The sequence below is a fragment of the Micromonospora sp. ABR4_055 genome (assembly GCF_056160425.1).
Genome location: NZ_JBSWXD010000083.1, coordinates 21,345 through 28,065, shown reverse-complemented (window position 1 = coordinate 28,065; position 6,721 = coordinate 21,345). Strand labels below are relative to the sequence as shown.

Annotated in this window: 8 protein-coding genes; all 8 read right to left on the bottom strand. The window is 71.9% G+C overall.

Features of this window, described 5'->3' with window-relative positions:
- Positions 1–97: 97 nt before the first annotated feature.
- The 8 genes from rpsO to rbfA all read right to left on the bottom strand — a co-directional run bounded on the left by rpsO (position 98) and on the right by rbfA (position 6,633).
- Positions 98–367 (bottom strand): 30S ribosomal protein S15, encoded by a 270-nt coding sequence (gene rpsO / locus ACXAHD_RS19325; RefSeq protein ID WP_123600601.1) that lies wholly within the window; start codon positions 365–367, stop codon positions 98–100.
- A gap of 185 nt (positions 368–552) precedes the next feature.
- Positions 553–1,515: a bifunctional riboflavin kinase/FAD synthetase gene (locus tag ACXAHD_RS19320; protein ID WP_281553977.1), complete on the bottom strand. Its 963-nt coding sequence runs from the start codon at positions 1,513–1,515 to the stop codon at positions 553–555.
- A gap of 63 nt (positions 1,516–1,578) precedes the next feature.
- Complete coding sequence (truB, locus tag ACXAHD_RS19315) at positions 1,579–2,421, bottom strand: tRNA pseudouridine(55) synthase TruB (RefSeq protein ID WP_475052228.1); 843 nt, start codon at positions 2,419–2,421, stop codon at positions 1,579–1,581.
- Between the two features lie 110 nt (positions 2,422–2,531).
- Positions 2,532–3,896, bottom strand: a complete 1,365-nt coding sequence (locus ACXAHD_RS19310) for an MATE family efflux transporter (protein ID WP_475052224.1) — start codon at positions 3,894–3,896, stop codon at positions 2,532–2,534.
- A 423-nt stretch (positions 3,897–4,319) separates the two neighbouring features.
- Positions 4,320–4,538 carry a DUF6186 family protein gene (locus tag ACXAHD_RS19305; RefSeq protein ID WP_281553975.1) on the bottom strand — a complete coding sequence of 73 codons (219 nt, stop codon included), beginning with the start codon at positions 4,536–4,538 and terminating at the stop codon, positions 4,320–4,322.
- A complete protein-coding gene (locus ACXAHD_RS19300; RefSeq protein ID WP_281553974.1) occupies positions 4,535–4,942 on the bottom strand; it encodes a hypothetical protein in 408 nt (135 codons plus the stop codon). Before ACXAHD_RS19300 ends, ACXAHD_RS19305 begins: the two co-directional genes overlap by 4 nt.
- 123 nt (positions 4,943–5,065) lie before the next feature.
- Positions 5,066–6,103, bottom strand: coding sequence for a DHH family phosphoesterase (locus ACXAHD_RS19295; protein WP_281553973.1), 1,038 nt, complete (start codon positions 6,101–6,103; stop codon positions 5,066–5,068).
- On the bottom strand, positions 6,100–6,633 hold the full coding sequence (rbfA, locus tag ACXAHD_RS19290) for a 30S ribosome-binding factor RbfA (RefSeq protein ID WP_475052220.1): 534 nt from the start codon (positions 6,631–6,633) through the stop codon (positions 6,100–6,102). Before rbfA ends, ACXAHD_RS19295 begins: the two co-directional genes overlap by 4 nt.
- Positions 6,634–6,721 lie beyond the last annotated feature (88 nt).

Genomic DNA, 6,721 nt, shown 5'->3' with positions numbered 1-6,721 from the left:
CCCCCCCCCCCCCCCCCCCTCCCCCCCCCCCCCCCCCCCCCCCCCCCCCCCCCCCCCCCCCCCCCCCCCCCCCCCCCCCCCCCCCCCCCCCGCTACGTCACCGCCGCAGACCGAGCCGCTCGATGAGCGAACGGTAGCGGTTGATGTCCTTCTTCTGCAGGTAGTTAAGCAGCCGGCGGCGCCGGCCGACCAGCAGCAGCAGACCACGACGGCTGTGATGGTCCTGCTTGTGCACCTTGAGGTGCCCGGTGAGGTCGGCGATCCGCTTGGTGAGCACCGCGACCTGGACCTCCGGCGAACCGGTGTCCGCGTCGGCGGTGGCGTACTCCTCGCGGATCTTGCGCTTGGCTTCCTGATCGAGCGCCATGGTCTCCCTGAATCTGTGTGGGGTCGTCCCTCGTCTCGGCGCCCGCGGCGTCGTGCAGGCAGGCGAGACGAATCGTCGGTGGTCCGACGCTGTGTTCAGGCTACCAGCCGGTCGGCACGGCGGCCGGCAAGCCCACGGTGCGTCGGATCGCGGCTGCCCACCGGCCCGGGAGGCTCCGGTGGACGTCAGGCGCCGAGCACCGTCCGGACCTGGGCGACGTCCTCGTTCATCTGGACGACCAACGGACCGACCCCGTCGAACCGGCGGGTCTCCCGCAGCCGGGCGACGAAGTCGATCGCCACCTGCTCGCCGTAGATGTCCCGGTCGAAGTCGAGGACGTACGCCTCCACCCGGCGGTCGCGGCCGGCGAAGGTTGGGTTGGTGCCGATGGAGGCCGCAGCCGGCAGCCCGGGGCCTCCTCCGCTGAGCCCGTCCGGGCGGACCGGGCCGTCCGAGCGCACCAGCCGGGCCGCGTAGATGCCGTCCGCCGGCACCGCCGCGTACCGCGGGGTGAGCAGGTTCGCGGTGGGAAAGCCGATTTCCCGGCCGCGACGGTCGCCGCGGACCACCACCCCTTCGAGGCGGTGCGGCCGGCCGAGCGCGGCGGCGGCGGCGGTCACGTCCCCGGCGTCGATACAGGCCCGAATGTACGTCGAAGAGAAGACCGTGCCGCTGTCGGTGACCAGGCTGGCGTCCTCGACCGCGAACCCGAACCGGCGACCGAGCCGCGCCAGCAGCGCGACGTCCCCGGTGGCCCGGTGCCCGAACCTGAAGTTTTCCCCCACCACCACCACGGCGGCGTGCAGATGCTCGACCAGCAGGTCGTGGACGAACTGCTCAGCGGTCAGCCGGGAGAACTCGACGGTGAACGGCAGTACGCAGAGCACGTCCACGCCGAGCGATTCGATCAGCTCGGCCTTGCGGGCCGGCCCGGTGAGCACCGCCGGATGGCTACCGGGCCGCACCACCTCGGCCGGATGCGGGTCGAAGGTCACCACCACGGACTGGATACCGAGGTCGCGGGCCCGCTTGACGGCATGCCCGATCGTCGCCTGATGCCCGCGGTGGATGCCGTCGAACACCCCGATGGTGACCACCGCGCGACCCCAGCCACCACCGGCCGCCTCCACTCCCCGCCACCGCTGCATGATGCCTCCCGCCTGTGCCGCCAAGGTTTGCCCCAACCGGGTGACCGGCCGGGTTCGATGCTGTCACGCCGGCGCGAGGACGATCTCCGCGCGGGCCCGGCCGTCACGTTCCGACACCACCGCGAGCAGTTCGCCGTCCGGGGCGTAGACCGCATACGGCCCGGGTCGGCCGATCGGTGCGATCGGGCCACCGTGACCGAGCACCCGGGCCTCCTCCGCGCCGACCTCGCGGCCGGTGAGGAAGCGGCTGGCGGCGGTCGCCATGGGCAACTGCACCACGTCCGGTGCCCGCTGCTCAAGCTCCGCCAGAGTGGCGGCTTCGGCCGCGGTGAACCCGCCGACCGCGGTCCGGCGCAGCGCGGTGAGGTGCCCGCCGACGCCGAGCGCAGTCCCCAGATCCCGGGCGATGGCCCGGATGTACGTGCCGGACGAGCAGGCCACCTCGACGTCGACGTCGACGCTGCCGTCGGTCGGCGGGTGGACGGCGATCGGGTCGAGGCGGGAGATGGTCACCCGGCGGGCGGCCAGCTCGACCTGCTCGCCGGAGCGGACCCGCCGGTACGCCCGCTGCCCGTTGATCTTGATTGCGCTCACGGCGCTGGGCACCTGGTCGATCTCCCCGGTCAGCGCGGTCAGCCCGGCCCGGATCCGCTCCTCGGTGACACCGTCCACCGGTAACCGGGCGGTGACCTCCCCCTCGGCGTCGTCGGTCACCGTCGACACGCCGAGCCGGATGGTGGCCGTGTAGGTCTTGCCGACGCCGATCACGTAGGTAAGCAGCCGGGTGGCCCGGTTCACCGCGACCACCAGCACGCCGGTCGCCATCGGGTCCAGGGTGCCGCCGTGGCCCACCCGACGGGTGCCGGCCAGCCGCCGGATCCGGGCGACGACGTCATGCGAGGTCATCCCGGCCGACTTGTCGACCACGATCAGTCCGTGCGTACTCACGACTGCCAAGCCTGCCAGATCCCGATACTTGGTGGCGATCAGGTCCGGTCGCCCGATGGCCGCAGCGATCAGGTCCGGCCGGCCGGCACGCCGAGCACCGTCCACTGCGGCGACCTCAGCCGGTGGACCAGCCCGACCAGCCGGACCAGCATGAACACCGCCAGCCCGGCCCAGATGCCGGCCAGACCGAAATCGAGCAGGTAGCCGGCCCAGATGACCGGCAGGAATCCGCCGAGCGCGCCACCGATCGTGAGGTCACGTAGGTAACGCAGATCACCCGCCCCGATGAAGACCCCGTCGAGAGCGAAGACCACCCCGGCCACCGGCTGCAGCGCCACGAACCACGGCCAGATGACCATCGCCTGGTCGTGCACGCCGAGGTCAGGGCTGAACCAGCCGGGAATCACCGGGGCACCGGCGGCGAACAGCACCGCGAATCCGACGCCGGCGAGGAGGCCGAACAGCACCAGCCGGCGGGCGAGCAGCCGGGCGCCCGCCGCGTCACCGGCGCCCAGCGCCGCGCCGACCAGCGACTGGCCGGCGATCGCCAGCGCGTCCATCGCCAGCGCGGTGAAGAACCACAGCTGGATGGCGATCTGGTGGGCGCCGACCTGGATGGTGCCGTACCGTGCCGCGACAGCGGTGGCGGACAGGAAGCTGACCTGGAACGCGGCGCCTCGGATCAGCAGGTCACGTCCGACGGTGAGGTGGGTCAGCAGGAGGTGCGGCCGGGGGCGCAACGGCGCCCCGGCCGTCGCCAGCGCCCGGACGAAGAGCAGACCGCCCAGGGTCTGCGCGACGACGTTGGCCACCGCCGACCCGGTCAGCCCCAGACCCAGCGGGTAGACCAGCACCGGGCAGAGCACGGCGGAGACGACGTTGGCCGCCAGCACGTACCACACCGGACGGCGGGTCTCCTGCACACCGCGCATCCAGCCGTTGCCGGCGGCGGCCAGCAGCAGACCCGGCGCGCCCCAGGCGGCGATCCGCAGCCACTGTTCGGCGGCGTCGGCGACCGGGCCGTGCGCCCCGGCGAGCCCAGCGGTGATCGGACCGGCCAGGATCTGCAGCGCTACGGCGAGCAGCAGTCCGGCGAACGCCCCGAGCCAGGACGCCTGAACCCCCTCGGCCAGGGCGGCGGCCCGGTCACCGGCGCCGTAACGGCGGGCGGCGCGGCCGGTGGTGCCGTACGCCGCGACAGTGCCGAGCCAGGCGGCCACCGACATCACGGTGCCACCCACCGCGACGGCGGCGAGGGCCACCGGCCCGAGGCGGCCGACGACGGCGGTGTCGACGAGGACGTAGATCGGCTCGGCCGCCAGCACGACCAAAGCGGGTAGTGCCAGGCGCACGATCCGTCGGGTGGACGCCGACCGTGGTTCGGACCCCGGGCCGGACGGTGGCGACGGTGGCGCAGTGCCGGAGGTGGCCATCGCGGTACAGCCTGACAGCCGATTGGTAAGGAGCGCTATTGCCCAGGTCACTTACCTAGGCGGAACACCGCAGACCGATTCCCGCAACACACCGACCCAGGCCGCGCGGTCTCGCGCGACGGCGCGGCCGGAGGCGACCCGCAGACGTTACTGGCGGGTGTCCATCGACATCTGCAATGCCCGCCGGGCCTGCTCGCGCGCTTCGTCGGCGGTTTCGGGCTTGGGCTTGCTGGGCATGACGCCACGACCTTCCCACAGGTTGACACCGGATTGCCGACGACGGCACCTCCGGGATCACCGGGGCCGCGACCAGGCGGACAGGCGGCGGGCAGGTGTGGCCCGCACCACACCCAAGTTATCGTTCAGGTCCACATCCTGCGCACTGTTCCCACAATGCGAGAGAAATACATTAGTCTACGTCGATCACCGCGCGAAGAAGTGCCACCCGACCCACCACCAGAATCCGAAGACCCCGATCCGACCGACCGGCACCCTGCCCACCTCGTACTGCATCACGTACGCGCAAACGTCACCGAACGTCGGGATCCGCGAGCCCGGCCGCCTGGCGAGCAGTTCCAGCACCCCGAACAGCGCCAGCGCGACGACGAAACCGCCGATCACCGCCGCCCGAGTACCACTCATCGCCGCACCAGCACCCAGAACGCGGCCAGCCAGCCGCAGTACGCCGCCGACCGGGCCACCGGCCCGTCCAGCACCGGATCGGCCAGCTTGGAGAAGGTCGGGAAGTCGTCGGTCGAGCCCATCGCGAACGTGGCGCCCTCGACGACGGTGAACATCGCGACCGGCACGATCCACCACACCGCACCGTCACCGAGTCGACATGGGGTCGGCCGCCGTGGCACCCGGTGCGACAGACCGAACCAGATCAGCGCCCCGCCGGTGCCGATGGTGTACAGGTTCGCCGCCGTCGAGAACGAGGGCAGCTGCCCACCCACCAGCGACAGTACGGCAATGACCGGGATCGAGACGACCGGTCGGTCCCAGGCCCGCGGCACCTCCGCGGTGAGCTCAGACGGCTGCTCCATCACTCGATTGTCCCTGGTCGGTGACGACGAGTGAAGTGTCTATGCAGGTGGTCGGGGCTCGGTTGGCGAGATCTGGCACCTGTGGAGGAGACCGACCCGCGCCCGGGTCAGCGATCGGGGCACTCAGCCAAGCTGGGCACGGATGGCAGCGATGACCTCGTCGGCGCTGCCGACACCGGTGAAGCCGGCAGCGAGCCGATGCCCACCGCCGCCGAGCGCCACCGCCACCGCACTCACGTCGACACCGCCCTTGCTGCGCATCGATACCGCCCATCCGGTCTCGCTCACCTGCTTGAGCACGCAGCTCACATCCGCCTCGACCGTGCACCGGACCGAATCGATCAACGCCTCAAGCACATACGGCGGCTGGTCGAAACGTTCCAGATCGGCCAGGGTGGCATGGGTCCAGACGAGGCCCTGGCCGCCGGCTGCCGCCGGCTCCAGGACGCAACGTTGCAGCACCGCACCGAAGAGCTGGACCGCCCCGAACGGTCGGCTGTCGAAGACCCGCCGGGAGACCTCGGCCGGGCTGATGCCGGTGGCCAGCAACCGGGCGGCGAACTGGTGCACCGCCGGGGTGGTCATGTCGAACCGGAACGAACCGGTGTCGGTGATCAGCGCAATGTAGAGACACTCGGCGATCTCCCGGTCCAGCGGTACGCCGAGCCGGCCGAGCAACTGGTCGACCACCACCGAGGTGGCCGCCGCAGTCGGGTCCACGAGATGAATACCGCCGAACCGGGTGTTGGAGGCGTGGTGGTCGACCACGATCGCCGTCCGGGTCGTCATCCGATCGGCCAGGGCGTTCAGCCGGGACGCGCTCGCCACGTCGAAGCAGAGCGCCAGATCCGGATCGGCCCACGCCTCGTCCGGCTGGACCAACAGGTGGGAGCCGGGCATTCCCCGCAGGGACGGCGGCAGCTCCTGGTTGCCGGGAAACGCGGCCTGCACCGCGCAGCCGCCGAGCCGGGTCAGGCCCAGCCCGAAGCCGAGCATGCTGCCGAGCGCGTCACCGTCGGGGTTGACGTGGCACAGCAGCAGGACCCTCCCGCCGGGCGGGACCGCACGGACGGCGGCGACTGCGGCCGCCCACTCGTCCCCGGTCGGCCCGGTCGCCTGATCGGCGGCCGGTGGACCGACCGGAGACGGAACGCTGATCATCGGGGTCGCCCGTCCGGATGGGGCTGGCCGGACCCGGCTGCGTCAGCGGTCGCCGTGCCCTTCGGGGCCGCCTCCGCTGGGTCTTCGTCGTCCGCTGCGTCCTCGTCGTCATCCGAATCGGCCCGGTACGGCTGGGCGTCACCGGCGTACTCGGCGTTCGCCGCCAGCCGCTGCACCTCGGCGTCGGCGCTGCGGGCTGCGGCAAGCAGATCGTCGATGTGCTTGGCATGCTCCTGCACGTCGTCGAGGACGAAGGTGAGCGTCGGTGAGTGACGCAGCCCGAGCGCCTTGCCGACCGTGCTGCGCAGCAGCCCGTTCGCGCTGTCCAACGCCGCCTTGGTGCCGGCCTGGGCGGCGGCGTCACCGAGGACCGTGTAGAAGACCGTCGCGTCGCGCAGATCAGCGGTGATCCGCGCGTCGGTGATGGTGATCATGCCGAGTCTGGGGTCCTTGATCTGGGTACGCACCACCGAAGCCACCAGCTCGCGCACGCGCTCCGCGTGCCTGTGCACCCGCGCCGGGTCCGTCATTTCTACCTCCGCGGTGTCCGGTCAACGTGTCGACCCTACCTGTGCGCCGTACGCCGGGCCGGTCGGTGCGCGTGCGTGCCGGACCAGT

Coding starts and splice junctions, on each gene's coding strand:
- ACXAHD_RS19300 (WP_281553974.1), bottom strand. CDS start 4,942: ATGGAGCAGCCGTCTGAGCTCACCGCGGAGGTGCCGCGGGCCTGGGAC.
- rbfA (WP_475052220.1), bottom strand. CDS start 6,633: ATGACGGACCCGGCGCGGGTGCACAGGCACGCGGAGCGCGTGCGCGAG.
- rpsO (WP_123600601.1), bottom strand. CDS start 367: ATGGCGCTCGATCAGGAAGCCAAGCGCAAGATCCGCGAGGAGTACGCC.
- ACXAHD_RS19305 (WP_281553975.1), bottom strand. CDS start 4,538: ATGAGTGGTACTCGGGCGGCGGTGATCGGCGGTTTCGTCGTCGCGCTG.
- truB (WP_475052228.1), bottom strand. CDS start 2,421: ATGACCTCGCATGACGTCGTCGCCCGGATCCGGCGGCTGGCCGGCACC.
- ACXAHD_RS19320 (WP_281553977.1), bottom strand. CDS start 1,515: ATGCAGCGGTGGCGGGGAGTGGAGGCGGCCGGTGGTGGCTGGGGTCGC.
- ACXAHD_RS19310 (WP_475052224.1), bottom strand. CDS start 3,896: ATGGCCACCTCCGGCACTGCGCCACCGTCGCCACCGTCCGGCCCGGGG.
- ACXAHD_RS19295 (WP_281553973.1), bottom strand. CDS start 6,103: ATGATCAGCGTTCCGTCTCCGGTCGGTCCACCGGCCGCCGATCAGGCG.